General features: G+C 68.7%; 26 protein-coding genes. 9 read left to right on the top strand and 17 right to left on the bottom strand.

Annotation, left to right across the window (positions count from 1 at the left end):
- Positions 1–159: 159 nt before the first annotated feature.
- Positions 160–1,182: an XdhC/CoxI family protein gene (locus RX333_RS05395; RefSeq protein WP_316013902.1), complete on the bottom strand. Its 1,023-nt coding sequence runs from the start codon at positions 1,180–1,182 to the stop codon at positions 160–162.
- Positions 1,183–1,302: 120 nt separating this feature from the next.
- On the opposite strand from RX333_RS05395, the gene RX333_RS05390 reads away from it, so the two are divergent.
- A complete protein-coding gene (locus tag RX333_RS05390; protein ID WP_316013901.1) occupies positions 1,303–1,521 on the top strand; it encodes a hypothetical protein in 219 nt (72 codons plus the stop codon).
- Positions 1,522–1,590: 69 nt separating this feature from the next.
- Positions 1,591–1,767: a hypothetical protein gene (locus RX333_RS05385; protein ID WP_316013900.1), complete on the top strand. Its 177-nt coding sequence runs from the start codon at positions 1,591–1,593 to the stop codon at positions 1,765–1,767.
- Here RX333_RS05385 and RX333_RS05380 read toward each other — a convergent pair whose 3' ends face one another.
- From RX333_RS05380 to RX333_RS05360, 5 genes are all read right to left on the bottom strand, one after another.
- Entirely contained in the window at positions 1,768–3,015 is a 1,248-nt protein-coding gene (locus tag RX333_RS05380) for a VWA domain-containing protein (RefSeq protein WP_316013899.1), read from the bottom strand. It abuts the gene before it with no gap.
- A gap of 118 nt (positions 3,016–3,133) precedes the next feature.
- A complete protein-coding gene (locus RX333_RS05375; protein WP_316013898.1) occupies positions 3,134–4,036 on the bottom strand; it encodes a MoxR family ATPase in 903 nt (300 codons plus the stop codon).
- A 283-nt stretch (positions 4,037–4,319) separates the two neighbouring features.
- Positions 4,320–4,868, bottom strand: a complete 549-nt coding sequence (locus RX333_RS05370) for an ActR/PrrA/RegA family redox response regulator transcription factor (protein ID WP_316013897.1) — start codon at positions 4,866–4,868, stop codon at positions 4,320–4,322.
- A gap of 63 nt (positions 4,869–4,931) precedes the next feature.
- Positions 4,932–5,552, bottom strand: coding sequence for an SCO family protein (locus tag RX333_RS05365; RefSeq protein WP_316013896.1), 621 nt, complete (start codon positions 5,550–5,552; stop codon positions 4,932–4,934).
- 68 nt (positions 5,553–5,620) lie between these two features.
- Positions 5,621–6,775 (bottom strand): alpha-hydroxy acid oxidase, encoded by a 1,155-nt coding sequence (locus RX333_RS05360; RefSeq protein WP_316013895.1) that lies wholly within the window; start codon positions 6,773–6,775, stop codon positions 5,621–5,623.
- A 97-nt stretch (positions 6,776–6,872) separates the two neighbouring features.
- Here RX333_RS05360 and RX333_RS05355 point away from each other — a divergent pair, with 97 nt between their 5' ends.
- Genes RX333_RS05355 through RX333_RS05345 form a run of 3 tightly spaced genes read left to right on the top strand, consistent with a single transcriptional unit; the run spans position 6,873 to position 10,118 of the window.
- Positions 6,873–7,163: a putative quinol monooxygenase gene (locus RX333_RS05355; protein ID WP_316013894.1), complete on the top strand. Its 291-nt coding sequence runs from the start codon at positions 6,873–6,875 to the stop codon at positions 7,161–7,163.
- Positions 7,163–7,597 (top strand): MarR family winged helix-turn-helix transcriptional regulator, encoded by a 435-nt coding sequence (locus RX333_RS05350; RefSeq protein ID WP_316013893.1) that lies wholly within the window; start codon positions 7,163–7,165, stop codon positions 7,595–7,597. Before RX333_RS05355 ends, RX333_RS05350 begins: the two co-directional genes overlap by 1 nt.
- A 43-nt stretch (positions 7,598–7,640) precedes the next feature.
- Positions 7,641–10,118, top strand: coding sequence for an ATP-dependent helicase (locus tag RX333_RS05345; RefSeq protein ID WP_316013892.1), 2,478 nt, complete (start codon positions 7,641–7,643; stop codon positions 10,116–10,118).
- A 310-nt stretch (positions 10,119–10,428) separates the two neighbouring features.
- On the opposite strand, the gene RX333_RS05340 is transcribed toward RX333_RS05345, so the two are convergent.
- The 3 genes from RX333_RS05340 to RX333_RS05330 all read right to left on the bottom strand — a co-directional run bounded on the left by RX333_RS05340 (position 10,429) and on the right by RX333_RS05330 (position 11,535).
- A complete protein-coding gene (locus RX333_RS05340; protein WP_316013891.1) occupies positions 10,429–10,764 on the bottom strand; it encodes a DUF1801 domain-containing protein in 336 nt (111 codons plus the stop codon).
- A 171-nt stretch (positions 10,765–10,935) separates the two neighbouring features.
- Positions 10,936–11,154 carry a DUF1127 domain-containing protein gene (locus RX333_RS05335; protein WP_316013890.1) on the bottom strand — a complete coding sequence of 73 codons (219 nt, stop codon included), beginning with the start codon at positions 11,152–11,154 and terminating at the stop codon, positions 10,936–10,938.
- 183 nt (positions 11,155–11,337) lie between these two features.
- Positions 11,338–11,535, bottom strand: a complete 198-nt coding sequence (locus RX333_RS05330; protein ID WP_316013889.1) for a DUF1127 domain-containing protein — start codon at positions 11,533–11,535, stop codon at positions 11,338–11,340.
- Positions 11,536–11,697: 162 nt separating this feature from the next.
- Here RX333_RS05330 and RX333_RS05325 point away from each other — a divergent pair, with 162 nt between their 5' ends.
- On the top strand, positions 11,698–12,969 hold the full coding sequence (locus tag RX333_RS05325; RefSeq protein ID WP_316013888.1) for an MFS transporter: 1,272 nt from the start codon (positions 11,698–11,700) through the stop codon (positions 12,967–12,969).
- On the opposite strand, the gene RX333_RS05320 is transcribed toward RX333_RS05325, so the two are convergent.
- On the bottom strand, positions 12,882–13,328 hold the full coding sequence (locus tag RX333_RS05320) for a YaiI/YqxD family protein (RefSeq protein ID WP_316013887.1): 447 nt from the start codon (positions 13,326–13,328) through the stop codon (positions 12,882–12,884). The genes RX333_RS05325 and RX333_RS05320 overlap by 88 nt on opposite strands.
- A gap of 57 nt (positions 13,329–13,385) precedes the next feature.
- Between RX333_RS05320 and trpS the strand changes: the two genes are divergently transcribed.
- Positions 13,386–14,405, top strand: a complete 1,020-nt coding sequence (trpS, locus tag RX333_RS05315) for a tryptophan--tRNA ligase (RefSeq protein ID WP_316013886.1) — start codon at positions 13,386–13,388, stop codon at positions 14,403–14,405.
- Positions 14,406–14,608: 203 nt separating this feature from the next.
- Here the strand turns inward: trpS and RX333_RS05310 are convergent, their stop codons facing one another.
- The 3 genes from RX333_RS05310 to RX333_RS05300 form a co-directional block, all read right to left on the bottom strand.
- On the bottom strand, positions 14,609–15,184 hold the full coding sequence (locus RX333_RS05310) for a flavodoxin family protein (protein WP_316013885.1): 576 nt from the start codon (positions 15,182–15,184) through the stop codon (positions 14,609–14,611).
- A 130-nt stretch (positions 15,185–15,314) separates the two neighbouring features.
- Positions 15,315–16,244: an ornithine carbamoyltransferase gene (gene argF, locus RX333_RS05305; protein ID WP_316013884.1), complete on the bottom strand. Its 930-nt coding sequence runs from the start codon at positions 16,242–16,244 to the stop codon at positions 15,315–15,317.
- 50 nt (positions 16,245–16,294) lie between these two features.
- The gene (locus tag RX333_RS05300; protein WP_316013883.1) at positions 16,295–17,473 is read right to left on the bottom strand and encodes an aspartate aminotransferase family protein; all 1,179 of its coding nucleotides are present in this window, start codon (positions 17,471–17,473) and stop codon (positions 16,295–16,297) included.
- Positions 17,474–17,626: 153 nt separating this feature from the next.
- Here RX333_RS05300 and RX333_RS05295 point away from each other — a divergent pair, with 153 nt between their 5' ends.
- Positions 17,627–18,091, top strand: a complete 465-nt coding sequence (locus tag RX333_RS05295; protein ID WP_316013882.1) for a GNAT family N-acetyltransferase — start codon at positions 17,627–17,629, stop codon at positions 18,089–18,091.
- Positions 18,092–18,143: 52 nt separating this feature from the next.
- Positions 18,144–19,028, top strand: a complete 885-nt coding sequence (locus RX333_RS05290; RefSeq protein ID WP_316013881.1) for a DMT family transporter — start codon at positions 18,144–18,146, stop codon at positions 19,026–19,028.
- On the opposite strand, the gene RX333_RS05285 is transcribed toward RX333_RS05290, so the two are convergent.
- From RX333_RS05285 to RX333_RS05270, 4 genes are all read right to left on the bottom strand, one after another.
- The gene (locus RX333_RS05285; protein WP_316013880.1) at positions 18,970–19,953 is read right to left on the bottom strand and encodes a glycosyltransferase family 2 protein; all 984 of its coding nucleotides are present in this window, start codon (positions 19,951–19,953) and stop codon (positions 18,970–18,972) included. The two genes, RX333_RS05290 and RX333_RS05285, sit on opposite strands and share 59 nt — an antisense overlap.
- Before the next feature lie 2 nt (positions 19,954–19,955).
- On the bottom strand, positions 19,956–21,509 hold the full coding sequence (gene murJ / locus RX333_RS05280; RefSeq protein WP_316013879.1) for a murein biosynthesis integral membrane protein MurJ: 1,554 nt from the start codon (positions 21,507–21,509) through the stop codon (positions 19,956–19,958).
- A gap of 70 nt (positions 21,510–21,579) precedes the next feature.
- Positions 21,580–21,987: a VOC family protein gene (locus RX333_RS05275; protein WP_316013878.1), complete on the bottom strand. Its 408-nt coding sequence runs from the start codon at positions 21,985–21,987 to the stop codon at positions 21,580–21,582.
- 188 nt (positions 21,988–22,175) lie between these two features.
- Positions 22,176–24,923: a [protein-PII] uridylyltransferase gene (locus tag RX333_RS05270; protein WP_410056049.1), complete on the bottom strand. Its 2,748-nt coding sequence runs from the start codon at positions 24,921–24,923 to the stop codon at positions 22,176–22,178.
- Positions 24,924–24,927 lie beyond the last annotated feature (4 nt).

Genomic DNA, 24,927 nt, shown 5'->3' with positions numbered 1-24,927 from the left:
ACCAGCCAGGTCGCTCCACGCGGCCTCCCGCCCCGGCCAGCGCCGCGAGGTCCTCGGCGCCCAGCCGCCGCCCCTTGCGCAGCCGCGTGGTGCCCAGCGTCAGCGAATGGGCGAGGATCGCGCCCTCCGCGTCCTCGACCGGAACCGGACCGAAGCGCATCAGCCGCCGGGCCGCGTGTCCGGGCGGCGCAACCGCTCCGTCATTTCCGCCATGATCGAGACCGCGATCTCCGCCGGGCTCTTCGCACCGATATCCGCACCGACCGGCGCGTCGATGCGTGCGACGGCCTGCGCGTCGTAGCCCGCCTCCTCCAGTCGGGCGACGCGCTTGGCATGGGTCCGCGTCGAGCCGAGGCAGCCGAGGTAGAAGACCCGCGACCCCAGCGCCGCCCGGATCGCCGGATCGTCGAGCTTGGGATCGTGCGTCAGCGTGACCACCGCGGTACGCGCATCCGGCGCCGCCGCCTCCAGCGCCACGTCCGGCCAGTCGTGAAGAAGCGCCGTATCGGGGAACCGCTCGGCCGAGGCGAAAGCCTCCCGCGGGTCGATCACCGCCACGTCATAGCCCGCCAGCCGCGCCATCACCGCCAGCGTCTGCGCGATATGCACCCCGCCCACGATCATCAGACGCAAGGGCGGGTTGTGCACGCCGATGAACCACTCCTCCCCGTCGAGCTCGACCACCCCCGACCGGTCCGACGCGATGGCCGCGCGCACCGCCTCGCCCAGCGGCGTGCCGGCCGATCCGTCCATCATCAGCCGCGACCAGTCCGACAGGCAGATCACCGAGGTCACGGCCCGTTTCGCCGCCCGCGCCTCGACCAGCCGGTCGAGATAGCCCGCGTCGATCCCGTCGGCACCCTCCACCGGCTCGACCAGCACCCGGATCGTGCCGCCGCAGGCCAGCCCGACCGCAAATGCATCGTCGTCGCTGACGCCATAGGTCAGCAGGCGCGGCACGCCGTCCTCCAGCGCGGCCAGCGCCTCCTCGACCACGGCCCCCTCGACGCACCCCCCCGAGACCGAGCCCATCATCGCCGCCGCGTCCGATATGACGAGCTGCGACCCCACCGGCCGCGGCGCCGATCCCCATGTCTCGACGACCGTGGCGATGGCCACGCGGCGCCCTTCGCGCAGCCACGTCTGCGCGATTTCGGGAATTTGATCGGCCGTGTCAGGCAACTTTCGCCTCCTCGCGCGTTAAGCCAGCAGTCCGATGTCGGGAAAAACATCGCGTGGCCTGAAACTTCGTGCCCCGCGATCACGTGGCTCCTGCATGACGACACCATAGGAGTTTCAATCATGCAATATTTCGCAGTCATATTATCGACCATCGTCCTACTGGCAGTGCCCGCCGCTGCCCAGGCGAACCACCATCTGACCAGCCTGACCGGCCTGACGGCAGAGGTGCTCGACACCATGTCGATGGAGGAGATCGGCGAGGTGATCGTGGCCAAGCGCGAGCGGGACGCCGCATTGTTGCTGGAAAGCCAACAGTGCAGCCGCGGAACCGACATTTAAGAGACCGCCGGTCCCACCCACATCAGGATGACCCGATCGCGGGACGAACCTGATCCACGGAGCCACGTCATGAAAGCCCTCATCGCATCCGCCCTCACCGCCATGACTCTGCTGGCCACCCCGGCCACGGCCGAGGGCAACCACCACCTGTCGGCGATGAGCGGTTTGAGCCTGGCGCAGCTCGAAACCATGTCGCTGACCGAGATCTCGGTCGCCATCTTCGCCCACCGCGCCACGGCGGAGTGATCACATCCGACCCATCATGCGGGCCCGCTGGCCTGCATCCTCGGGTCGGGTCAGAGCATTGGCCAATGCTTCGAGCGAGCCGATGGAATGCGCGGCACGAAAGCTGTCCACATGCGGCAGCAAGGCCCGCACGCCCCGCGCCTTGGGCGCGAACTCATCGAACCTCAAAAGCGGATTGAGCCAGATCAGCTTGCGCGCGCTCAGCCGCAGCCGCTCCGCCTCCCGCGCCAGTTGCTCCGGCTCCTCCCGGTCGAGCCCGTCGGTGATCAGCAGAACCACAGCCCCCTGCCCCAGCACCCGCCGCGACCAGTCGCGGTTGAAGGCGTGCAGGCTCGCCCCGATCCGCGTGCCGCCCTCCCAGTCCCGCGCCTCCGCCCCCGTGGCGGCCAGCGCCGCATCGACGTCGCGCTGGCGCAGGTGACGGGTGATGTTGGTCAGCCGCGTACCGAAGGTAAAGGCATGGACCTGCGCCCAGCCCGCCCCTTTCTGGTTCGCCGCCGTGTGCAGGAAATGCAGCAGCATCCGGCTGTAGCCGCTCATCGAGCCGGAGATGTCGCACAGCGCCACCAGGTTCGGCCAGCGGGTGCGCCGCTCGCGCATCTTCAGCTCCGCCACGTCGCCGCGCCGCATCGCGTCGCGCATCGTGCCGCGCCAGTCGGGGATGTGCCCGCGCGCGGCGGCGCGGGTGCGGCGGCTGGCGATCGGTCGCACCGGCAGTTCCAGCCGCGCGATCATCCGCTTCGCCTCGGCCAGCTCTGCCCCCGTCATCTGCTCGAAATCGGTGCGGCGCAGCTTCTCCTCGGCCGAGAAGGTCAGCGTCGCGTCGATCTCGATCAACTCGCCCTCCTCCGCGTCCGGCAGATCGGGCGGGGCTGCGTCGGGCTGGTCGAGCAGCGCCTCCGCCGCGCGCCGTTCCGCCGCCATGGGGTCCGGCGTCTCGTTCACGCCGCGCACCATGGGCGTGAGCATCTCCATCATCTTCTCGAGGAATTGCGGATCGCGCCAGTAGAGCCGGAAGACCTGCCCGAACACCGCCCGCTCCTCCGCCTTGCGCACGAAGCAGGCATGCAGCGTCCAGTAGAAATCCTGCTTCTCCGAAAAGCCCGCCGCCTCCACCGCCCGGATCGCATCGATCACCTGCCCCGGGCCGATGGGCAGCCCCGCCCGCCGCAGCGCGCGTGCGAAATGCGTGATGTTGCCTGCCAGACGCGGGTTCTCGGGCAACGGGAGGTCGGCCAGTTCTACCATCCGGCCCCCTCGCGTGACCGGACCCGGTTCGCCATGAGTATTTCCGCCAATCCGAAGCCGGGCCTGCAGCTTTCGGATTGGCCCAAATACTCGGGAAAGCTGCGCGGGCGCATCCCGCTCACAGCCCCGCCTTCGCCTCGTCGAGGATTCGCTTCGCCTCGGAGCCCTGCAACTTCTGGATGTCGTCCTGGTATTTCAGGATCGCCCCCAGCGTGTCGGCGATGACCGCCGGGCTCAGCTCGATCGCGTCGAGCGCCACGAGGCACTTGGCCCAGTCGATCGTCTCGGCCACGCCGGGCTTCTTGAACAGATCCTCGGTCCGCAGCTTCTGGACGAAGGCGACGACCTCGCGGCTCAGACTTTCCGCGGCCTCGGGCGCGCGGGCCGTGACGATCTGCATTTCCCGATCGAAATCGGGATAGTCGACCCAGTGGTAGAGACAGCGCCGCTTCAGCGCGTCATGCACCTCGCGCGTCCGGTTCGAGGTCAGGATGACGATGGGCGGCTCGGGGGCCGCCACCGTGCCCAGCTCCGGGATCGTCACCGCGAAATCGCTCAGCGCCTCCAAGAGGAAGGCCTCGAAGGGCTCGTCCGTGCGGTCCAGCTCGTCGATCAGCAGCACAGGCGCGCCGCCCTGCTGCGGGCGCATCGCCTCCAGCAGGGGCCGTTCGATCAGGTAGTCGTCGGAAAACAGCTCCCGGCTCAGCGCCTGCCGGTCCGTACCACCCGCCGCCTCCGCCGTGCGGATCGCAACCATCTGCGCGGCGAAGTTCCATTCGTAGACCGCCGACGCGGCGTCGAGCCCCTCGTAGCATTGCAGCCGGATCAGCCGCCGCCCCAGGCTCGCCGACAGCGCCTTGGCGATCTCGGTCTTGCCGACGCCCGCCTCCCCTTCCAGGAACAGCGGCCGCCCCAGCTTCAGCGCCAGGAAGACGACGGTGGAAAGGTCGCGCCCGGCGACATAACCGGCATCCCCCAGCATGGCTTGCGTCTTGTCGATGCTGTCGGGCAGGGCGGTCATCGGCGTCTCCTCGGTTTCCGTCCGCCAAACGTGCCGCTCTCAGCCGTGCGGTCAACCCGCCTTAGGTCTGACGGCCACCAAGTCGCACCGGCCAGCTGACGGGTCAGGCCACCTCCGAAACGCGTGGCATCGCACTCATAGCCCCGCACCGTGCATGGGTATTCGCGTGCAGGCAGCCGGAAGCCTGCGGTCGAAGGTCATGAAGTCGCCGTCACGCGCGATCACGCCGCCCCGCCGAATTCACCGCGACCTGGTCGCGCAACCCTTCAGCCGCGATACCGGATCAGCGCGGCGAGCGCTTGGCCAGGATCCGCTGCAGGGTCCGGCGGTGCATGTTCAGCCTGCGCGCCGTCTCCGACACGTTGCGGTCGCACAGTTCGTAGATGCGCTGGATATGCTCCCACCGCACGCGATCCGCGCTCATCGGGTTCTCGGGCGGCTCGGGCTTGTCCTCGGGGCGGGCGAGCAGTGCGCGCGTCACGTCGTTCGCATCCGCCGGTTTCGACAGGTAGTCGGTCGCCCCGATCTTCACCGCCGCCACCGCCGTCGCGATCGCGCCATATCCCGTCAGCACCACGATGCGCGCATCCGCGCGGGCAGCGCGCAGCGCCTCCACCACGTCGAGCCCGTTGCCATCCTCCAGCCGCAGGTCGAGCACCGCATAGGTCGGGGGCTTCGCCTTCACCGCGGCCAGCCCGTCGGCCACGCTCGCGGCCTCGGTCACTGCGAAGCCGCGCTTCTCCATCGCGCGGGCGAGCCTGCGCAGGAACGGCTCGTCATCGTCGAGCAGCAGGAGGCTCGGGTCGGGTCCCAGGTCGGTCTCTGAAGCCATCACATGTTCCCCAATCGTTGTTTATCTCTCTTTACGATGGAGTTGGCGCGCCGGATCACTTCGTCAAAGCGCATCGGCGAAGCACGCCACCCGCTCGGCCATCTCCTCCGGCCCCACCCGCGCGGAGAAGAAATCGAGGAACCCCGCCTCCGGGTGCATGAGGTAGGTGAAGTTCGAGTGATCCATCAGGTAATCCTCGGGATCGTCATCCGCGCGCGCGGCATAGACGCGGTAGGCCCGGACGGCGGCGTCGATCTCCTCCTGCGCCCCGGTCAGGCCGATCATGCGCGGATGCATCAGGTCCGTGTACTCGGCCAGTTGCTCGGGCGTGTCGCGCGCGGGGTCCACGGTGATAAAGACCGGCGTCACGTCGATCCCCTCCTCGTCGAGGATGTAGGTCGCCTCTCCATTGCGGAACAGGTCGACCGGGCAGACATCGGGGCAGAAGGTGTAGCCGAAATAGACGAGGCTCAGCCCGTCGATCACCTCCGCCTCCGTCACCCGTTCCCCGGTCTCGGAGGTCAGGGTGAAGGCCCCGCCGATATCGCCCCCGCCGCCCGTCACGACGCTTCCCCGACATTGGGCGAAGCGGTCGTCCCCGCGCGGCCACAGCGCGATCGCGGCTGTGATCCCCAGCGCGATCAGCAGGACGAGGGCGGCGGCAATGGCGGCGATGCGGGTCATGGGCGGCTCCGTCTTTGGTCTGGCGAAGCCCTACCCCGCCGCGCCGCGAGGTGCCAGAGCGCGCGGCGTCACAGCCCCGCGACGACCCCGTGCGCCCGCCGCAGCTCGGCCAGGTCCGCAGCTCCGAACTGCCTCATCGCATTGTCTAGGTCGTCGCGCAGGATATGCAGCGCCTGATCCGCGCCCGCCTGCCCCGCGGCGGCCACCCCGTAGAGGAAGGGCCGACCGGCAAAGCAGAAATCGGCCCCCAGCGCGATCGCCCTCGCGATGTCGAGCCCGGTGCGGATGCCGCTGTCGAAGATCACGGGCACCCGCCCTTCCAGCGCCTCGACCACCCGCGGCAGGGCGACGATCGCGGGCGGGGCCGCGTCGAATTGCCGCCCGCCGTGATTGGACAGCCAGACCCCGTCCGCGCCGTGATCCGCGACCATCACCGCATCCTCGGGGTCGAGGATGCCCTTCACCACCAGTGCACCCTTCCACTCGGCCCTCAGCGCGTCGAGATAGTCGCGCGACGGGTTGTGCATGAAATTCTCGACGAAGAAGCGCCGCTGCGCGTCCATCTCGTTCGACCCGGCATATTTGGCGATCGTGGCCAGATCCGCCTTGCCGTGCCGCGCGGTGGCGAGCGCCCAGGCGGGTCGGAGGGCGACATGGCTCAGCATCTGCCGGTTCACCCCGGCCTGGATCGACAGGCCCGCGCGCCGCTGCCGCTCCCGCCGGCTGGGGGCGGGAATGTCCACGGTCAGCGCCAGCACGCGCATGCCCGCCTCCCACGCGCGCGCCAGCACGTCGCGCATCAGGCCATGGTCGCGCGGGGGGTAGAGCTGGAACCACCCCATCTCGCCCGCCACCGGCCCGACCTCCTCGGGCGTCTTGGCCGCGACGGTGGACAGGCAATAGGGGATGCGCCCCCGCCGCGCCGTATCCGCCAGCATCAGCTCCGCCCCCGGCCACATCAGCCCTGTCATCCCCACCGGAGCCATGCCGATCGGGCTGTCATAGCGCTGGCCGAACAGCTCCGCCGACTGGTCGGGCGACTGGTCTCCCTTGAGGAACCGCGGCATCAGCCGCACCGCGTCGAGCGCCGCGCGGTTGCCCCGCATCGCCGCGTCCTCGGTCGTGCCGCTGTCGAGATATTCGAAGGCGAAATGCGGGATGCGCACCTTCGCGGCCGCGCGCAGGTCGGATATGGCGGGGAAGCGATCGTCGAGATGGTCCATGCCTCCGGTTTGCGCCCGATGGGCCGACCCCGTCAACCACGGCCTTGAAAACCGCACGCCGCCCCTATAGTTACCATGATAACAACAGGAGTGCGACATGACCGACCTGACCGTCTTCGCCCGGATCGAGCCGAAGCCCGAGCATTATCACGAGGCCCTGACCGCCATCCGGGGCATCGTCGACGCGACCCGCACCGAACCCGGTTGCCGCCGCTTCGAGGTCAATGCAGGCCAGCCGGGCGACCCGGCGCTCTACCTCGTGGAATGGTGGCGCAGCGACGCGGCGCTCGACGCGCATTACGCGCAGGACTACACCCGCGCCGTGTTCGCCGCTTACGAGGGCTGGCTCGCCCGACCCGTCGAGGTCACGAAGATGCGCCCGGCCTGATGTTCTTTCTCAAGGATCTGCCGTCCGACGACATGATCGCCCGCGTCGGGGCCGGGCTCGATATCGACCCGTCCCGCATCCGCGACCGGCTCGGCGCGCTGCGCGCCGCCAGCGTCCTGATGCGCCGGATCGAGCAGTACCTCGCCATGCACGGCCTCTCGCAAACGCAGTTCCTCGTTCTCATGGTGATCGAGCGCGAACCCGCGCGCGACAGCCTGCAATCGTCCGAGATCGCGGCGCGGCTCGACATCTCGCGCCCCGTCCTATCCAAGACCCTCGCGACGATGGAGCGTTCGGGCCTCATACGGCGGCAGGGCGACGGACGCCGCGCGCCAATCGCGCCGACCGAAACCGGCCGCGCCCGGTTCGACGCCCTGCTGCCGGGATATTTCGCGCTGCTCGACCCCGGTCCGGACGCGCAGAACGATCCATGAACGCTTCTTTAACTTCCCGCCCGCACGCGCTATCTTCGCGCGCATGACCGATTGGGACGACGATCCGTTCGAAAGCGCCGAGCGCGCCAGCCTCTCCGCCCGCGCCTCGGGCGGCATCGCCGCGCGCGCGATGGCCGCGCGCCCCGCGCCCTATCTCGACGATCTCAACCCCGAACAGCGCCGCGCGGTCGAGACGCTGGACGGCCCCGTCCTGATGCTCGCCGGTGCGGGCACCGGCAAGACCAAGGCGCTGACCACCCGCATCGCGCATCTCCTGAACACCGGCCGCGCCCAGCCCAACGAGATCCTCGCCGTCACCTTCACCAACAAGGCCGCGCGCGAGATGAAGGAGCGTGTCGGCCGCCATGTCGGCGGCGTGATCGAGGGTATGCCCTGGCTCGGCACCTTCCACAGCCTGTGCAACAAGCTCTTGCGCCGCCATGCCGAGCTGGTGGACCTCAAGTCCAACTTCACCATCCTCGACACCGACGACCAGCTGCGCCTCCTGAAGCAGCTCGTGCAGGCCCACGGCATCGACGACAAGCGCTGGCCGGCCCGGATGCTCAGCGGCATCCTCGACCAGTGGAAGAACCGCGGCTGGACGCCCGAGACGCTGCCGGCGAGCGAATCCTCCGCCTACAACCACAAGGGCCCGGCCCTCTACGCCGAGTACCAGCGCCGCCTGATCGAGCTCAACGCCGTCGATTTCGGCGATCTGCTGCTGCACGTCGTCACGATCTTCCAGAAATACCCCGACGTGCTCGAGAAGTACCAGCGCTGGTTCAAGTACATCCTCGTCGACGAGTATCAGGACACCAACGTCGCGCAGTACCTCTGGCTGCGCCTGCTCGCGCAGGGCCACCGCAACATCTGCTGCGTCGGCGACGACGACCAGTCGATCTATGGCTGGCGCGGGGCCGAGGTCGGCAACATCCTGCGCTTCGAGAAGGACTTTCCCGGCGCGACCACCATCCGGCTGGAGCAGAACTATCGCTCCACCTCCCACATCCTCGCCGCCGCCTCCGGTGTCATCGCCGCCAACGAGGACCGGCTGGGCAAGACGCTGTGGACGCAAGCCGAGGGCGGCGAGAAGGTCCGCCTGATCGGCCACTGGGACGGCGACGAGGAGGCCCGCTGGATCGGCGAGGAGGTCGAGGCCTACCAGCGCGGCACCCGCGGCCTCGACCCAATCGGCCTCGACGACCAGGCCATCCTCGTGCGCGCCTCCTTCCAGATGCGCGCCTTCGAGGACCGCTTCCTGACCATCGGCATGCCCTACCGCGTCATCGGCGGCCCCCGCTTCTACGAGCGGATGGAGATCCGCGACGCGATGGCCTATTTCCGCGTCGTGGTCAGCCCCGAGGACGACCTCGCCTTCGAGCGGATCGTGAACACGCCCAAGCGCGGCCTCGGCGACAAGGCGCAGGCCACGATCAACGCCTTCGCGCGCGAGAACGGCATCTCGCTGCTGGAGGCCGCCGACACGCTGGTCGCCGACGGCGCGATCAAGGGCAAGGGCGGCAAGGCGCTGGGCGAGCTCGTCCGCGGCTTCGCCCGCTGGCGCGCCATCATGCTCTGGTCCGCCGCCCCCGCCGCCACCGACGACGCGGTGATCGACCTCGACGATCCCCTGCCCGAACGCCCTGAGGGGCTGGAGGAGCCGCTGAGCCATGTCGAACTGGCCCAGCTCATCCTCGACGAGTCGGGCTACACCGGCCACTGGCAGAACGACAAGACACCCGAGGCGCCGGGACGGCTCGAAAACCTCAAGGAACTGGTGCGCGCGCTGGAGGAATTCGAGAACCTGCAAGGCTTCCTCGAACATGTCGCCCTCGTCATGTCCAACGATACCGAGGACGCGGCGGAGAAGGTCACGATCATGACCCTCCACGCCGCCAAGGGCCTCGAATTCCCCGTCGTCTTCCTGCCGGGATGGGAGGACGGCCTGTTTCCCTCGCAGCGCTCGATGGACGAGAGCGGGATGAAGGGATTGGAGGAGGAACGCCGCCTCGCCTATGTCGGCATCACGCGGGCCGAGCGGCATTGCACCATCTCCTTCGTCGCCAACCGGCTGACCTACGGTCAGTGGAACAACGCCATGCCGTCGCGCTTCATCGACGAACTGCCCGAGGAGCATGTCGACATCCTCACGCCCCCCGGGCTCTATGGCGGCGGGTTCGGCGCGGCGGCGACGGCCAGCCCCAAGGCGCAGGCCATGCGCGAAAGCGACCTGATGGACCGCGCGGCCAATGCCGATGTCTACAAGTCCCCCGGCTGGGCCCGGATGCAGCGCAACTCCGCCAGGCGTTCCGTCCGCCAGCCGACCGAGGCGCGCAACATGGTGATCGACGCCTCCGCCACTCCCGCATTCGAGGTTGGGGAGCGCGTGTTCCACCAGAAATTCGGCTACGGCAAGGTCACGGGGCTGGAAGGCGACAAGCTGACCGTCGCCTTCGAAAAGGCCGGCGAGAAGAAGGTCGTGGCCAGCTACGTCACCGCCGCGACGGACGTGCCGTTCTGAGGTGAGCGGGGCATCGACGGGAAGGCGGCGATCGCCTTTCATGCACCTCCAGTGGCAATCCCTGACCCAAGCCGCGCATCGACGGGCCGCGGTACGGCGATCCAACGCTGGTGCATGGCACCTTATTGCAGCCAAGTCCGTCAGACCTCACCGCAGCGCGCCTCCATCAACCAAATCGCCGTGCCGGGGGGCGGCCCGGCGATGTGCGGCGGGCTTCGCCCTTGATTCCGCACGGGGCTGTCCGTCCGAGCCGTTGGCATGAATTAGCATGACGAACCGTGCCGCGGCCTACGCGCCAGTCGCACCCCCGCTACTTCAACCTGTAGGTCAGCACCGAGTGCACGAACTGCGCAACGCGCGGATCGTCCACGTCGTCCACCCGCAGCCCGCGATTTCCGTCATAGGTCAGTTCGTCGCCCCAGCGGGCCCGATGCTCGGCGATCAGGCTCGTCTGGCAATGCACCAGCAGCCAGACCGCACCCTTGGCCTCACCGATCCGCACGGCCGTCCCGATCCCCTTGGTCGGCTGGCGAAAGGACGGCTGACCCCATGCCACACCTTCGCGTAGCGGTCCGATCTCGGGATTGGCCGCCGCGACCTCGTATATCAGCGCCCGCAGCCGCTCGACCGTGTCCTGAACATCCATGCCGTCACCCTGCCAGTCACCCGACCGCGCGACAATCGCCCCGAACGCGAAAACGGCGGCGCGACCGTAGGGGATCGCACCGCCGTCTTGCAGACCCGGCGACCTTCAGGGAGGAACAGGCGCCGGGTGGGTTCGCGTCGTCAGGGAGGGAAGCGACGCGGACCGTCTCGATTACTTGTTGTAGACCGCCTCATAGGCCGCGGAGTGGATCGACGCGCGGCTCAGGCCGAGGTCGGCCAGCTCGGCGCCGCTCAGCGCGGACAGCTCGTTGACGGTGCGGCGGTACTGGCGCCACTGGCCGAACGCTGCGCGCTGTGCGGCGGCGTAGTCGGAGAGACCGGCGAGGAAGCCGGAATGGGCGCGGGTATCGGTTGCGGTGATGAATGCCATGTTTTCGGTCCTTCGATTGGGTCGAGGCCGTCCTTGGCCTCACGTCTTTGTTCGTCGTGTCAGCAGTGATCTGCTGCACTGCAATGTAGGGATGGTGCCGGAGGCCGCAATCGCCGTTCGGTCCGTTGCGCCATGCGCTTGGTGCATGGCTGCGCCCGGACCTGCGGCGATGCTGCCGCCACGTCAGGCAGGCGCACCCCATGTGGCAGCCCGCGCGATCGCCGGAATGTCGCCGCGCGACATGCCCAGATCGTCGAGCTCGGCCTCGCTCCGGGCCGAAAGCTGCTCGACCGTGGCCCGGTAGGCGCGCCACTTGCCGAATTGAGAGCGCAGCGCGCCGACGCGCGCCTGCAATGCGGTTCCGTTCGCAAACTTCGTCATATCAGGTCTCCTTCCTGATCGGCGGCCTGGCCCGACATGGGCGTTCGCCGCTGTTGCACTGCACAAACTATGGAGCCACCCGATTGGTTCAAACCGCTTTGACGCCGTGGCGTGTTGCACCTGCGTCATGGCTATGGAAATGCGCCGCGCTATATCCGGTCGATGCTGCCCCGCGCCCTTCTCCACCGCGATTTCCGCATCTACGTCATCGGCAATTTCTTTGCCCTGAACGGCGTGTGGATCCAGCGGATCGCGATCGGCTGGCTGGGCTGGGACCTGACCGGCAGCGCCAGCTTCGTCGGCCTGCTGTCCTTCTTCCTGATGATCCCGACGCTGATCCTCGGCCCCGTGCTCGGCGTCGTCGCGGACCGCGCGGACATACGCCGCGCGGCACTCGGAACCCAGCTCGCCCTGCTGGCAGTCAGCGTGCTGCTGGCGCTCACATGGTTTTCCGGCGGGCTGAGCCCCGCCATCCTCGCGCTCTGCGCCGTGGCCATCGGCGCCGTCACGGCGTTGCACCATCCGGTGCGCATGGCGATGGCCCCGCGCCTCGTCCCGGCGGAGGCGATCGGCGCCGCCGTCCCGATCATCTCGATCAACTTCAACCTCTCGCGCTTCCTCGGCCCCTTCATCGCTGGCGCGCTGATCGCGACTTTCGGCGTCGGCGCGGCCCTCATGGTGAACGCCGCCGCCTTCGCCCCGCTGCTGGTGTCGCTCAGCCTGATCCACCCGCGCGAGAAAGCCGGCCGGATCGCGCCGCGCGGCTCCTTCCTCGACAGCTTCCGCGCCGGGCTCGCCCATGCCCGCGCCGTGCCGCTGATCCGCGCGGGCATCCTCGTGACCGCCACCGCCGCCCTCTCCGCCCGCGGCGTGCAGGAGATCCTGCCGGTCATCGCCGATGGCAGCTTCGGGCGCGGTGCGTCCGGGCTGGGTCAACTCACCGCCGCGGCGGGCGCGGGCGCGCTCGTCTCCTCCTTCGGGCTCGCCAACCGGCCGATCCGGGCGACGGACGGCCTGCCGCGCGCCTCGATCTACGGCGCGGTCGCCTCGCTGCTCCTCGTCGGCTGCCTCGGCCTCGCGCCGTCCTGGTGGCTCGCGCTCGCCATCGTGGCCGGGTTGGGGGCGAGCGGCACGCTTGTGGGGGTCGGCATCCAGTCCGCGATCCAGATCCGGCTCGACGACGACATGCGCGGCCGGGTCATGTCGCTCTGGACCACGACCGCCATCGGCGCGACGGCGCTGGGCGCGCTGGCGCTCGGCGCCCTGACCGACGCGATCGGCCTGCGGCTCACCCTGCTCCTGTCCGCCGGGCTCGGCCTCGCCACCCTGGCGCTGGAGCTCTTCTCCTACGCCCGCGCCTTGCGCGCCAGCGCCTCCAGCCGGTCGAGGAACCGCGACCGATCCGCCTTGGAGAACGGCTTGCCGCCCCCCTGACGGAACGGATCGGCGGCGCGCAGATCGGCCATCAGGTCCCGCATGGCGAGCTGGTTGCCGATGGAGTGCGCGGTGAACGCCTCCCCGTCGGGCCGGATCGCCACCGCCCCAGATTTCAGCACGCGGTCGGCCAAGGGAATGTCGGAGGTCACGCAGATGTCGCCCGGCCCCGTCCGCTCCGCGATCCACATGTCCGCGGCGTCCGGTCCGTCGGGCACCACCACCGTCTCGACCTTCGGATGCGGGTCGGGCCGGATCCCGCCATTCGAGACGACATAGACCTGCATGCCGTGCCGATGGGCGACCTTCTTGGCCTCCTCCTTCACCGGGCAGGCATCCGCATCGATATAGAGGGCCATTGGCAAATCCCGATCCATCCGCGATAACACGCCCCGACCTACCCCGGAGAGCCCAAGATGACCAGTTTCACGCCCCGCGTCTTTTCCGGCATCCAGCCGACGAACCACCTGCAACTGGGCAACTATCTCGGCGCGGTGAAGCGCTTCGTCGAGATGCAGGACGAAGGGATGGAGACGATCTATTGCATCGTCGATCTCCACGCGATCACGGCGAGCTTCCAGGAACCGGCCAGGCTGCGCCACGCCACGCGCGAGCTGGCGGCCGCCTATATCGCCTCGGGCCTCGATCCCAAGCGCTCGATCCTCTTCAACCAGAGCCAGGTTCCCCAGCACACCGAGCTCGGCTGGATTTTCAACTGCGTCGCGCGTCTGGGCTGGATGAACCGCATGACGCAGTTCAAGGACAAGGCGGGCAAGAACGCCGAGAAGGCCTCGCTCGGCCTCTACGCCTATCCGTCGCTGATGGCCGCCGACATCCTCGCCTATCACGCGACGCATGTGCCCGTGGGCGAGGATCAGAAGCAGCATGTCGAGCTGACCCGCGACATCGCGGCCAAGTTCAACCACGATTACGGCGTCGATTTCTTCCCTGAGACCGAAGCCATCATCGAGGGCGCGGCCACCCGCGTCATGAGCTTGCGCGACGGCACCAAGAAGATGTCGAAATCCGATCCGTCCGATGCCAGCCGCATCAACCTCACCGACGATGCCGACACCATCGCGAAGAAGATCCGCAAGGCCAAGACCGATCCCGAGCCGCTGCCCGAGACCGTCGAGGGGCTGGAGGACCGGCCCGAGGCGCGCAACCTCGTCAACATCTACGCGGCCCTCGCCGAGACGACGCGCGAGGCGGTGATCGCCGAATATGCCGGCGCGCAGTTCGGCACCTTCAAGCCCGCGCTGGCCGATCTGGCGGTCGAGAAGCTGGCCCCGATCTCCTCCGAGATGGCCCGCCTGATGGACGACACGGCCGAGATCGACCGCGTGCTGGGCGACGGGGCCACCCGTGCCGCCGAAATCGCCGAGCCGATCCTGGCCAAGACCTACGACATCGTCGGCCTGGTCCGCTCCCGTTAAGGACGCCGCACCCTGCGCGGAATCAAGCCGAAGGCGCCGCGCATCGCCGGGCCGCCCCCCGGCACGGCGATTTTGCTAATGGAGGCGCGACGCCGGGAGGTCACACGGACTTGGCTACCATAAAGTGCCACGATCCGACGTTAGACCGCCGCACCGCGGCCCGCCGAAGCGCTCCGTCACGCCCCGGCCTCGAGCCGGGGCCTCTACTTCAGCCGCTCCGCCTGCTCCACAACCCGCTTGCCCAGATGGCGCGCGTTCGCCAGATCGCTCGCCCGCGGCACCACGTCCGGCCCCTTGTCCGCATCGGACTGCGACCCGCCGCCCGCGAAGAAGCCCAGCCGGTTCAGGTTGTCCGGATCGTCCCCCGGATAGGCCGGGTCCTGCGGCGGCAGCCCTGATCCCACCCACAGCATCCCGTGCTGCATGGCGAGCGTGATCATCCGGTGGATCGCCTGCCCCCGGTCGCCATCCAGATTGGACGAGTTGACGAAGCCCGAGGCCAGCTTGTCCTGCCACTTTCGGTCGAACCATGCCTTCGAGCTCGCATCCGCGAACATTTCGAACGGGCCGGAGACCGACCCCATATAGACCGGGGAGCCGAAGATGATCGCATCCGCCGCCTCCAGCACGTCCCACGGCCCGCTCTCGGGGTCGTGCAGGTCGGTGGCCTTCAGCACCGTCACCTCGCCGCCCGCGCCGCGCGCGCCCTCGGCCACGGCCTCCATCTGCTTTTCCGTGTGGCCATAGCCCGAATGATAGACGATCGCGATCTTCGCCATTGCCGGTCTCCCTTTTCCGAACGGAGCGGCGACGGCCGCCCCTGTCGAGGGGGCCAGATAGCAGCGAGCGCGCGGCGATAAAGCCACGCGCCCGGATCAGATTGTCGCGCCCTTGGAAACGCGCCCCGCGTCACTCGGCGCCGAGGCACCACTTCATCACAGCCTTCTGCGCGTGCACGCGGTTCTCCGCCTCGTCGAAGACGACCGATTGCGGGCCGTCCATCACCGCGTCGGTGACCTCCTCGCCCCGGTGCGCGGGCAGGCAATGCATGAACAGCGCCTGCTCCCCCGCCGCCTGCATCAGCGCTTCGTTCACCTGGTAGGGCTTCAGCAGGTTGTGCCGCCGGTCGCGCGCGCTCGCGTCGTCATGCATCGACAGCCAGGTATCGCTGACAACCAGGTCCGCGCCCCGCACGGCCGTCTCCGCGTCGCGCTCGATGGTTACGTCCACGCCCTTCGACCGGGCGAAGGCGATCGCCTCGGCCTCCGGCTCCAGCGCCTCGGGCCCCGCGAAGGTGAAGTCGAAGCCGAACTGCCCCGCCGCATGCAGGAAGCTCGCGCAGACATTGTTGCCGTCCCCGGTCCACACCACCCGCTTGCCCGCGATCGGCCCGCGATGCTCCTCGAAGGTCAGGATATCGGCCATGATCTGGCAGGGATGCGTCCGGTCCGTGAGGCCGTTGATGACCGGCACGCTCGCATGATCGGCCATCTCGATCAGCGTCTCCTCGGCGAAGGTGCGGATCATGATCAGATCGACATAGCGGCTCAGCACCCGCGCGGTATCGGCGATACTCTCGCCGTGGCCCAGCTGCATCTCCGCCCCGGTCAGCACCATCGTCTGCCCGCCCATCTGCCGCACGCCGAGATCGAAGGAGGTGCGCGTCCGGGTCGAGGGCTTCTCGAAGATCAGCGCGACCATCCGGTCCTTGAGCGGCTGCGCCTTGTCGGGCGCGCCCCTGGGCTTGCCCGCGCGCTTCTCCTTCACCTTCCGCGCGTCGTCGATCATGCCGCGCAGCGCATCCGCGTCGGTGGTGTGCAGGTCGAGGAAATGTCTCATATGCGTCTCTCTCGGCTGGCGCGCCGCGGGCCACCGCGACGCGCACCGTCTCAGTCCTGGGAACTCTCGATGGCGCCCGCCGCGGCGTCGAGCCGTCGCAGCGCCTCGTCCACCTCCTCGCGCGAGATGTTGAGCGGCGGCAGGATGCGGATCACGTTGTCCCCGCCCGGCACCGTCAGCAGCTTCTGGTCGTAGCCCGCGTTCACCACGTCCATGTTGGGCACGCGGCACTTCACGCCCAGCATCAGCCCCGATCCGCGCACCAGCTCGAACACGTCCGGATGCGAGGCCACCAGCCCTTCGAGCCCCTGGCGCAGATGGCCCGACACCTCCGACACATGGCCGAGGAACCCGTCCTCGACCATGATCTCCACCACCTCGGCCCCGACCGCGCAGGCCAGCGGATTGCCGCCATAGGTCGTGCCATGCGTGCCCGCGGCCATACCCACCGCCGCCGCCTCGGTGGCGAGACACGCGCCCAGTGGGAAGCCGCCGCCGATGCCCTTCGCGACCGCCATGATGTCGGGCTCCGCGCCCGACCACTCATGCGCGAACAGCTTGCCGGTCCGGCCCATGCCGCACTGGATCTCGTCATAGATCAGCAGGATGCCGTTCTGGTCGCACAGGTCGCGCAGGCCCTTCAGGCACTGGTCGGGCACCGGCAGGATGCCACCCTCGCCCTGCACCGGCTCGATCATGATGGCCGCCGTGCGCTCGGTGATCGCGGCATGCAGCGCCTCGTGATCGCCGAAGGGCACGTGGACGAAACCGGGCAGCAGCGGCCCGAACCCCTTGGTCAGCTTCTCCGATCCGGCGGCGGAGATCATGCCCAGCGTCCGCCCGTGGAAAGAGCCGTTGAAGGTGATGATCTCGTCGCGCCCGGTCTCGTGCGCATGGTGGTACTTGCGCGCCATCTTCACCGCGGCCTCGGTCGCCTCGGTCCCCGAATTGGTGAAGAACACCGTGTCCGCGAACGTGTTGTCGACCAGCAGTTCGGCGAGTCGCGTCTGGTTGGGGATCTGGTAGAGGTTGGAGGTATGCCACAGACGTCGGCCCTGTGCTTCCAATGCCGCCACGAGGCGCGGATGCGCATGGCCCAGGGCGCTGACGGCGATGCCGGCCCCCATGTCCAGATAGCGCGTGCCATCCTCGGTCTTCAGCCAGGAGCCCTCGCCCTCCACGAAGGAAAGCGGTGCCCGTGCGTAGGTCGGCAGAACGGGCGTGATCACGTCTGTTTCTCCTCGTAATCGGATCACAAATCTTCCGCACGCGATCGCCATGCGGAAACTTTGCTTATCGTGAGCGGCAGGGGCCAAGTCAACGGCGGCGATTCGCAAGATGACGGGCCAGCGCCTTCGGCGGGGATATTTGAAGGAAGTGAAATGCGGCCTTGGCACGTCCGAAAAGCAGGGGCGGAGACCTCGGATGCGGAGCTTCTGGCGCTCTTGCGCGCAGCCTTCGCCTATATGGACGGGCGCATCGACCCACCCTCGTCGCTGGTGCGGATGGACCGCGCCGAGATCGCGGCCAAGCGCGCGGAGGAGGACGTGCTGGTCGTGCGCGAGGGCGGACGGCTGGTCGCCTGCGCCTTCCTCGCCACCCATCCCGACCACCACTATCTAGGCAAGCTGGCCGTGCACCCGGATCGGCAGGGGACGGGGCTAGGCCGCGCGCTGGTCGAGGCCGCCATCGCCCGCGCCACGCGCCCCGAGATCCGGCTCCAGACACGGGTGGAGCTGGTGGAGAACCACGCCGCCTTCGCCCGCCTCGGCTTCGTGGAAACGGGGCGCACCACGCATCCCGGCTACGACCGCCCCACATCTGTCAGCATGGCGTTGCGATTGTAGCGATACGCCTCGCGTATTGATCGCACAGTTGCGCGGGCGTAGGCGCGAGGGCATGACACCGAACCGCCCCCGCGCCGCCCTGATGATGCTGCTCGCCGCCTTTTGCATGGGCACCGCCTCGCTGGTGGCCAAGGTGCTGGGCGCGGGCGGGATGCACGCCTTCCAGATCAGCGCCGGGCGGTTCATCTTCGCTCTGATGGCGATCGGTATCGCCGCCGCGATCCTGCGCCCGCGCATCCATCGGCCGAACCTGCCCCTGCACGCGCTGCGCGTCGGCTTCGGCTGGGCCGGGGTGACGGGGCTGTTCTTCGCCGTGGCACTGATGCCGCTGGCCGATGCGACGGCGATCACCTTCCTCAACCCGATGATCGCGATGCTGCTGGCGATCCCGCTGCTGGGAGAGCGTCCGGGCCCCTGGCGCTGGGCCGCCGTCGCCGTCGCCTTTCTCGGCGCACTGATTCTGATCCGCCCCGGCGCGGGCGCGATGCAGCCCGCCGCGCTGATCGCGCTCGCCGCCGCGTGCTTCATGGGGGCGGAGGTCATCGCGATCAAGCGCCTGACCCGCGCCGAGCCGCCCTTCCAGATCCTGATCGTCAACAACCTGATCGGCGGCGCGCTGGCCCTCACCGTGGCGAGCACCGTCTGGCGGATGCCGAGCGCGACCGAATGGGGGCTGATGGCGCTCGTCGGCCTGTCGGTCGTGTCGGCACAGGTCTGCTTCCTGCAGGCCATGCGCGCGGCCGAGGCGAGCTTCGCCATGCCGTTCTTCTATGCCACGCTGATCTTCGCCGCCCTCTGGGATGCGGCGCTGTTCGGCGTCATCCCCGGCGGCTGGAGCCTCGCGGGCGCCGGCCTCATCGTCGGCGCGGCACTGCTGCTCACCTGGCGGGAAGGCCGCGCGCCAAGGCCGCCAGCGCCGCAGCTTCGTCCGCGCTGAAGGCCCGGCTCTCCCCCGCCATGACCACGCGGGTATAGAGGTCGCGCCACGCCTCCTCACGCATCAGTTCGGCGAAGCGCGCCTGCCGCCAGGCCACGCCCTCCCCATGCAGCCGCGCGATCTCGCCATCCGCCAGCCACTCCTCCATCAGCGGCAGCGGAACCGCCGCGCGCCGGTCCTCCGCCTGGTTGAGGTTGCGCTCCGCCCAGTAGCCCGTATCGACCGGCGAGCCCTCCCGGTTCGCCCGCCCCCGCGCGGCCTTCACGACGAAGCTCTCCGCATCGCCCAGCGCATAGTGGTTGAGCTGCACCAACCCGTAGGCAGGCCGCCGGTAATCGGCGAAGACGCGCGGCGCCTCCAGCCGATCCCCGTTCGAATCGACCCAGACCGGCGCCCCCACCGGGTCGAGCGGCCGGTGCACGCCCGCCCGCCCGTGACTGCCCCGCCGCCACAGCGTCTTCACCATCGCGCAGCGCCAGCCCCAGTTGAGCGGATCGGGCGCGCAGCGCACGAACCGCTCCGTCACCCGCCCCGGCGCGTAGCGCACGAACCCCGAGGAGCCGAACATCCGCCAGGTCAGCGCGATGCAATCGGCCCCCGGCACCGCCGCGATCAGGTCCACCAGCCCGCCCGCGCGCGGCATCACGAACTCGTCCACGTCGATCGGCAGCACCCAGTCCGCCGCATCGAACAGCGGATGCGCCGCCGCCTCGCGCAGCGCCTTCCACTGCACGCCCCGCTGCCCGGCCCGCGCCCGCAGATGCACCAGCCAGCCCATGTCTGCGAACCGGTCGAGCAGCGCCTCCGTCCCGTCCGAGCAATCGTTGGAGAAGGCGAGGACATCCGTCACCCCCAGCGCCCTGTGATGGGCCAGCCACTCCACCAGCTGCGCCGCCTCGTCCTTGACGCAGAGGAGCGCGAGCACCCTCACCGCCGGACGATCCCGCGCAATCCCGCGAGGCTCACCGCCCGCGTCGCCAGCGCCAGCGCGCCGTAGCTGACCGCCCCGATCACCACGAGGCCGAACAGCGCCGGGTAGCGCCAGCCGGGCAGGTCGACCAATTCGCCAAACAGCCAGACCAGCAGCGCCAGCAAGCCGCCCATCAGCAGCGCCGACAGGAAGATGCGCGGCGCCGCGCGCACCAGCCGCGGGTCCATCTTCGCCGCGTCGCCGAACCGGCGCGAGGCCCGCCACAGCAGCGCGAAATTCACCCAGGCCGCGATGGTCGTCCCCCAGGCCGCGGCGATATAGCCGAAGAACGGCGCGCCCCCGACCGCCACCGCGACGTTCACCACCATGGACAACAGTGCCAGCCGGAACGGCGTCTTCGTATCCTCCCGCGCGAAGAACACCGGAGAGATCACCTTGATCAGGACGAAGGCCGGCAGCCCCCAGCCATAGGCCGCCACTGCCCGCGCCGTGTAGGCCGCGTCCGAGAGCTCGAACGCTCCGCGCTGGAACAGGACCGCCACCAGCGGCAGCGGCACGACGATCAGCGCCACCGCCGCAGGGACCGACAGCGCCAGGCTGAACTCCGCCGCGCGGTTCACCGCATCGCGCCCGCCCGCGTCATCACCGGCACCCAACCGCCGCGACAGGTCGGGCAGCAGCACCACGCCGATGGCGATCCCCACCACGCCCAGCGGAAGTTGATACAGCCGATCCGCGTAGTTCAGCCACGCCACCGCCCCGTCGAAGAAGCTCGCCACCTGCCGCCCGACCAGCAGGTTGACCTGCATCACCCCGCCCGCCAGCGCCGCCGGGAAGGCGATCACGGCCAGCCGCTTCAGCTCCGGCGTCAGCTTCGGGCGGTGCGGCACGATGCGGAACCCCGCCCGCGCCGCCGCGACCCAGACCAGCACCAGCTGCGCGAGCCCGGCAAGCGGTACGCCCCAGGCCAGCGCCAGCCCGATATCCGCGCCGATCTGGCGCCCGATCAGCATGGCCGCGACCAGGATGATATTGAGCACGACCGGCGCCGCCGCCGCCGCGCGGAAATAGCCCAGCGCGTTCAGCACCCCCGACAGCAACGCGGCCAGCGAGATGAACAGGATGTAGGGAAAGGTGATCCGCCCCATCTCCACCGCGATGTCGAACCGCCCGTCCTCGGCGAAGCCCGAGGCCATCAGCAGCACCAGCCCCGGCATGGCAAGCTGCGCGATCAGGGTGAAGACGATCAGCACGCCCCCCAGCCCGGCGAACGCATCGCGTGCGAAGGTCAGCGCGTCGATCCGCTGCTCGTCCTCCGACCGCTCCAGCTTCTTGGAGAACATCGGCACGAAAGCGGTGTTGAACGCCCCTTCGGCAAAGAAGCGGCGGAACATGTTGGGTAGCGCGAACGCCACCAGGAACGCCTCCGCCACCGGCCCCGCGCCAAGAAACGCCGCGATCAGGATATCGCGCGCGAAGCCGAGCAGACGGCTCAGAAGCGTCCACCCCCCCACGGTCACGAAGGCGGCAAGCAGGCGGATCGGCTTCATTCTCGGTCACTCCGACGGAACTTGAACGCCCACCGATACCGGCTTTGCGGCGCGGAGGTAAGGGGGCGCGCTAACCGTCCCGCCCCGGCTCGTCCGGGTTCGCGGAATAGAGCGCGACCTTGTTGCCCTGCGGATCGCGCAGATAGCCGACATAGAACCGCGCGCCGTAATCAGGCCGGAACCCCGGCGCGCCCTCGTCCGACCCGCCCGCCGCCAGTCCCGCCGCATGCAACGCGCGCACCTGCGCCTGCGCGCCCGCCTCGAACGCGACCATCGCCCCGTTCCCCGCCGAGGCCGCCGCGCCATCGAAGGGCGGCTTCACGTAGAACTCGGGTTGCATCGGTTCCGAGGCCCCCAACGCGTAGCTCAGACCCTCGGGACCTTCCGTCACCCCGTAGCCGAGCGGCAACAGGATCGCATCGTAGAACTGCCGCGCCGCGGCGATGTCGTCCGCCCCGACCGTGACGTAGCCGATCATCCGCACCTCCTCGTCGTGGCTCCGACCCGAGGCTGTCACTGCGCCGACATCCCGTCCAGAGCCCCCCTTCGGATTGGCGCAAATACTCGACCCGACCAAAGGTTAACGCGAATACCCGAGCCATTCGGTCGCCATACGCATGCCATACGCGTGCCATACGCAGGGCAGACCGCGATTTCCGGCGTTAACTATCGCGTCCCCTCCGGCCGCAGCATCACCGCCGCGCGCAAATCCCGCTCCACCTGCCGCCGCTTGTTCTCGGAGGCGAGCTTCATCCCGAACAGGTCCTTTACGTAGAACGTATCGACCGCCTGCTCCCCGTAAGTCGCGATGATCGCAGAGAAAATATTGACGTTCGCATTGGCGAGCGCGCGCGTCAGATCATGCAGCAACCCCGGCCGGTCACGCGTATCCACCTCGATGATGGTGAACAGGTCAGAGCCGTGATTGTCGAAGGTAATATTGGTGGGGACGATGAAATCCTTTTCCCGCCTCTTCAATTTGTCCTTCGTTTCCAACTCCTTACGCGCCAGAACCTCGCCCATCAGCGTGCGCCGCACCGTCTTGCTCAACCGGTCGAGCCGCCCGGATTCGTAAGGATGCCCCTCCGCATCCTGGATCCAGAACACCGAGATCGCGAACCCGTCCGAGGTCGTGTAGCTGCGCGCGTCGAGCACGTTCGCCCCCACCATCGCCAGCGCCCCCGCCATGCGCGCGAACGCGCCCGGATGATCGGCGTTGACGAAGGTCGCGCGGGTCGCATCCCGTTCAATATCCTCGGTAAAATCGGATGCGATCTCCGCGTCTGTGACCTGCCCGATCAGTTGCGAGACGCAGACATGCACCGCCGTCGGCAGCCCCAGCCAATAGGGCGCGTAGTGCCGCTCCAGCTCCGCCTTGAGGTCCGCATCGGGCCGCGCCGCGACCAGCGCCTCCTTCGCCGCCTTCTCCCGCTGCGGCCGCGACGGGCTGTCGATCCCGTCGGTCAGGTAGTCGCGCGTCGCGGCGTAAAGCTGCCGCAACAGCGTCGCCTTCCAATTGTTCCACGTGTCCGGCCCGACCCCGCGAATGTCGCAAACCGTCAATACAAGCAACAGCTTGAGCCGTTCCTGCGAGGCGACGATCTTGCCGAAATCCGAGACCGTCCGCGCATCCGCGATGTCGCGTTTCTGCGCGGTGTCGCTCATCAGCAGGTGGTGCCGCACCAGCCACATCACGGTCTGCGTATCGCCCGCGTCGAGGCCGAGCCGCGGGCAGATCTCGGCGGCCAGTTCCGCCCCCAGTTCGGAGTGATCCTCCGGCCGACCCTTGCCGATATCGTGCAGCAGCATCGCGACGTAGAGCACACGTCGGTTCAGCGTTCCGCGCATGATTTCAGTGGCATAGGGCAGCTCGTCGGCCAGCTCGCCCCGCTCGATGCGGGACATGACCGACAGGCAGGTGATCGTATGCTCGTCCACCGTGTAGTGGTGGTACATGTTGAACTGCATCATTGCGACGATCCGCCCGAATTCGGGCAGGAAGGCGCCGAGCACGCCGGTCTCGTTCATCCGCCGCAACGCCCGCTCGGGGTTCGCATGGCCCAGCAGGATGTCGAGAAAGATCGCGTTCGCCTCCGCATCCCCGCGCACCCGCTCCAGCAGGTCGAGATTGGAGGTGGCGAGCCGCAGCGCATCGGGATGGATCAGCGCGTCGAGATCGAGCGCGAACTTGAACAATCGCAACAGGTTGACCGGATCGGCGAGGAAGGCCGCAGGCTCGTCCACCGTCAATCTTCCCTCGATCAGGGTGAAGCCCTCGGGCGCCGCGGCCTCCCGCCCGAAGAGGCCGCGCAGCGTGCGGCCGAGCGAGGGCTTGGGCTTGATGTGCTGGGCCTCCAACGCGACGAGGAAGATCCGGCTGAGCTCTCCGACCGAGCGGGCGTGCAGGAAGTAGACCTGCATGAACCGCTCGACCGCGCGCTGGCCGTCCGCATCCTCGAACCCCATCGCGGCGGCGACCTCGACCTGCATGTCGAAGGTCAGCTGCTCGGTCGCGCGCCCGGCGATGACGTGCAGGTGGCAGCGCACCGACCACAGGAAACTCTCCGCGGCGGTGAAGATCGCGAACTCGTCCGCGGTGAACACGCCCTTGCCGACCAGCGTCTCGGGGTCGTCCACGTTGTAGAGGTATTTCTCGATCCAGTAGAGCGTCTGCAGGTCTCGCAGCCCGCCCTTCGATTCCTTGACGTTCGGCTCGACCAGGTAGCGCGAGCCGCCGTTGCGCTCGTGGCGGGAGTCCCGCTCGGCCAGCTTCGCCTCGACGAATTCGGGGCCGGTGTCGTGGAACAGCTCCTCCCCGAGGCGGGTGTCGAGATCGGCGCTCAATCCCTCGTCACCCCAGATGTGCCGACGCTCGAGCAGCGAGGTCCGGATCGTCATGTCCTCGCGGCCCAGCCGCAGGCATTGCTCGACCGTGCGGACGGACTGCCCGACCTTCATCTTGAGATCCCACAGCAGGTAGAGCGTCGCCTCGATCAGGCTCTCGCCCCAGGCGGTCTGCTTGTAGGGGGTCAGGAACAGCAGATCGACGTCCGAAAATGGCGCCATCTCGGCCCGGCCGAAGCCGCCGACCGCCAGCACGGCGATGCGCTCGCCTTCTGTCGGATTGGGGTTGGGATGCAGCCAGCGGGAGGCCGCCTCCAGCGCCGCACACACGATTCCGTCGGTGAGGCGGGAATAGGCCCCGGCGACCTCGGGTCCGCATAGCGGCGCATCGGCCAGGGCGTCGGCGATGCGACGGCGCGCATCGGTGCGCGCCGCCTCCAGAACGTCGAGGATGATCGCCCGTCTTTCGTCCTGCGTATCGGCATCGCGCGCGGCCATGCGCGCGACCAGGACATCGGCGGCGACGATCCGGCCCGACAGCGAGAACTCGCTCGCCGCCGGATCGGTCATCGCA

The sequence above is a fragment of the Roseobacter sp. HKCCA0434 genome (assembly GCF_032464675.1).
Taxonomy (GTDB): domain Bacteria; phylum Pseudomonadota; class Alphaproteobacteria; order Rhodobacterales; family Rhodobacteraceae; genus Pontivivens.
The sequence above is the reverse complement of the archived record's forward strand: the minus strand, read 5'-3'. Positions and strand labels throughout refer to the sequence as shown.

Excerpts from the sequence above, each read along its gene's own strand:
- trpS (WP_316013886.1), top strand. The coding sequence starts at position 13,386 with ATGACCAGTTTCACGCCCCGCGTCTTTTCCGGCATCCAGCCGACGAAC.
- RX333_RS05360 (WP_316013895.1), bottom strand. The coding sequence starts at position 6,775 with ATGGACCATCTCGACGATCGCTTCCCCGCCATATCCGACCTGCGCGCG.
- RX333_RS05390 (WP_316013901.1), top strand. The coding sequence starts at position 1,303 with ATGCAATATTTCGCAGTCATATTATCGACCATCGTCCTACTGGCAGTG.
- RX333_RS05320 (WP_316013887.1), bottom strand. The coding sequence starts at position 13,328 with ATGGCCCTCTATATCGATGCGGATGCCTGCCCGGTGAAGGAGGAGGCC.
- RX333_RS05270 (WP_410056049.1), bottom strand. The coding sequence starts at position 24,923 with ATGACCGATCCGGCGGCGAGCGAGTTCTCGCTGTCGGGCCGGATCGTC.
- argF (WP_316013884.1), bottom strand. The coding sequence starts at position 16,244 with ATGAGACATTTCCTCGACCTGCACACCACCGACGCGGATGCGCTGCGC.
- RX333_RS05275 (WP_316013878.1), bottom strand. The coding sequence starts at position 21,987 with ATGATCGGCTACGTCACGGTCGGGGCGGACGACATCGCCGCGGCGCGG.
- RX333_RS05385 (WP_316013900.1), top strand. The coding sequence starts at position 1,591 with ATGAAAGCCCTCATCGCATCCGCCCTCACCGCCATGACTCTGCTGGCC.
- murJ (WP_316013879.1), bottom strand. The coding sequence starts at position 21,509 with ATGAAGCCGATCCGCCTGCTTGCCGCCTTCGTGACCGTGGGGGGGTGG.
- RX333_RS05340 (WP_316013891.1), bottom strand. The coding sequence starts at position 10,764 with ATGGATGTTCAGGACACGGTCGAGCGGCTGCGGGCGCTGATATACGAG.
- RX333_RS05290 (WP_316013881.1), top strand. The coding sequence starts at position 18,144 with ATGACACCGAACCGCCCCCGCGCCGCCCTGATGATGCTGCTCGCCGCC.
- RX333_RS05380 (WP_316013899.1), bottom strand. The coding sequence starts at position 3,015 with ATGGTAGAACTGGCCGACCTCCCGTTGCCCGAGAACCCGCGTCTGGCA.
- RX333_RS05335 (WP_316013890.1), bottom strand. The coding sequence starts at position 11,154 with ATGGCATTCATCACCGCAACCGATACCCGCGCCCATTCCGGCTTCCTC.
- RX333_RS05310 (WP_316013885.1), bottom strand. The coding sequence starts at position 15,184 with ATGGCGAAGATCGCGATCGTCTATCATTCGGGCTATGGCCACACGGAA.
- RX333_RS05365 (WP_316013896.1), bottom strand. The coding sequence starts at position 5,552 with ATGACCCGCATCGCCGCCATTGCCGCCGCCCTCGTCCTGCTGATCGCG.
- RX333_RS05295 (WP_316013882.1), top strand. The coding sequence starts at position 17,627 with ATGCGGCCTTGGCACGTCCGAAAAGCAGGGGCGGAGACCTCGGATGCG.
- RX333_RS05345 (WP_316013892.1), top strand. The coding sequence starts at position 7,641 with ATGACCGATTGGGACGACGATCCGTTCGAAAGCGCCGAGCGCGCCAGC.
- RX333_RS05330 (WP_316013889.1), bottom strand. The coding sequence starts at position 11,535 with ATGACGAAGTTTGCGAACGGAACCGCATTGCAGGCGCGCGTCGGCGCG.
- RX333_RS05355 (WP_316013894.1), top strand. The coding sequence starts at position 6,873 with ATGACCGACCTGACCGTCTTCGCCCGGATCGAGCCGAAGCCCGAGCAT.
- RX333_RS05370 (WP_316013897.1), bottom strand. The coding sequence starts at position 4,868 with ATGGCTTCAGAGACCGACCTGGGACCCGACCCGAGCCTCCTGCTGCTC.
- RX333_RS05350 (WP_316013893.1), top strand. The coding sequence starts at position 7,163 with ATGTTCTTTCTCAAGGATCTGCCGTCCGACGACATGATCGCCCGCGTC.
- RX333_RS05325 (WP_316013888.1), top strand. The coding sequence starts at position 11,698 with ATGCTGCCCCGCGCCCTTCTCCACCGCGATTTCCGCATCTACGTCATC.
- RX333_RS05375 (WP_316013898.1), bottom strand. The coding sequence starts at position 4,036 with ATGACCGCCCTGCCCGACAGCATCGACAAGACGCAAGCCATGCTGGGG.